Annotated in this window: 1 protein-coding gene; it reads left to right on the forward strand. The window is 43.7% G+C overall.

Annotated elements, in window-relative coordinates; all coding sequences use genetic code 11:
- The first annotated feature begins 103 nt into the window (after positions 1 to 103).
- Positions 104 to 1,621 (forward strand): IS1634 family transposase, encoded by a 1,518-nt coding sequence (locus tag H1A14_RS23005; protein ID WP_194778665.1) that lies wholly within the window; start codon positions 104 to 106, stop codon positions 1,619 to 1,621.
- Positions 1,622 to 1,646 lie beyond the last annotated feature (25 nt).

Raw genomic sequence — 1,646 nt, forward strand, 5'->3', positions numbered from 1 at the left:
CCTGTTTTCCTCGGTAGTTTCTCAAAAGTGCCTTTAATCACTCTGAGAGCACATTTTTGTTGAATTTGGGTGTCCCAGCCGCTGATTTTTTCTATTTTGGGGGATGTTTGTGCGTAAAAAGAAGAACCCAAGCGGGGTTATCAGTGTCCAGGTCATTGATAAGAGCAGTGGTAAATATGTTGTCAGGAAGACGGTCGGGTCAAGCAAAGATGTTTTTAAGGTTGAGCAATTGGTCTCCCTTGCCAATCAATGGATACATGACCATACCGGGCAGGAAGCCCTGGATTTCACCAACCATGAACAGATTACACGTACCGTTCTTGACCGGATCTCCGGGATTACCATTTCCGGGGTGGAACTGTTGTTGGGCAGGATATTCGATGAGATAGGGTTTGGCCGGATTGACTCGGATCTTTTCAGGCCACTGGTATTGTCCAGGATTGAAAGCCCCTCCAGTAAGCTCAGAACGACAGATTATCTTTTCAAGTACTATTCGCTGAGCATCGATGTAGAGGCTGTTTACCGCTATATGGACAAACTGTACAACACCCAGAAGGAAAAGGTCCAACAGATAAGTTACGATCATACCCTGGGTATTTTGGAGGGCGGTATCAGCATGGTGTTCTATGATGTGACAACACTGTATTTTGAAATAGAAAAGGAAGATACCCTGCGCAAGACGGGCTTTTCAAAGGACGGGAAGCACCAACATCCCCAGATAGTACTGGGCCTTTTGGTAAGCGTGGGCGGCTATCCCTTGGCATATGATATATTTGAAGGCAACAAATATGAAGGGGACACCATGCTGCCGATCATTGATGCGTTCAGGGAAAGATATAAGTTTGAAAGTCTGACCATAGTGGCCGATTCGGGTCTGATCAGCAATAAAAACACCGCAGATCTGGAAGAAAAGGGTTACAAATATATTTTGGGTGCAAGGATCAAAAACCAGCCCGCCAAGATTACGGAACAGATATCCGCTCTCAATCTGAAAAACGGGGAAAGTAAGGTGATCCGGAAAGACAAAGGCACCGCCCTGATCATCAACTATTCCGACAAAAGGGCCAAAAAGGATCTTTTCAACAGGGAAAGGGGGCTTAAAAGACTGGAAAAGCAGATTGAATCAGGCAAACTCACCAAATCAAACATCAATAAAAGAGGCTATAACAAATATTTGAAGATGGAGGGCAAGATGAACATATCCATTGACAGGGAAAAATTTGAGGAAGATGCCAAATGGGACGGGCTGAAAGGGTTCCAGACCAATGATCTGTCCCTGTCAATGGAGGATGTCATCGATAACTACCGACAGCTCTGGAAAATCGAAAAAGCATTCAGAATTTCCAAGCACGATTTAAGGATCAGGCCTATTTTCCATAGGAAACAAAGACGGATAGAAGCCCATATCTGCCTATCCTTTGCTGCTTATAAGGTGTATAAAGAACTTGAGCGCCAGTTATATGAAAAAAAAGCAAGCATCAGTGCCGAGAAGGCCATTGATATAGCAAAAACAATATTCAGCATTGAAGTCAAGATTATTGGATCAGACAAAACAATCAATAAAACCATCATCACCAATGACGAGCAAAGGTATCTGGTCGGGCTTTTCAATATTTTTTGAATTGGGTGTCCCAGAGAGGAAAACA

The sequence above is a fragment of the Pararhodonellum marinum genome, from assembly GCF_015354735.1.
GTDB classification, from domain to species: domain Bacteria; phylum Bacteroidota; class Bacteroidia; order Cytophagales; family Cyclobacteriaceae; genus Pararhodonellum; species Pararhodonellum marinum.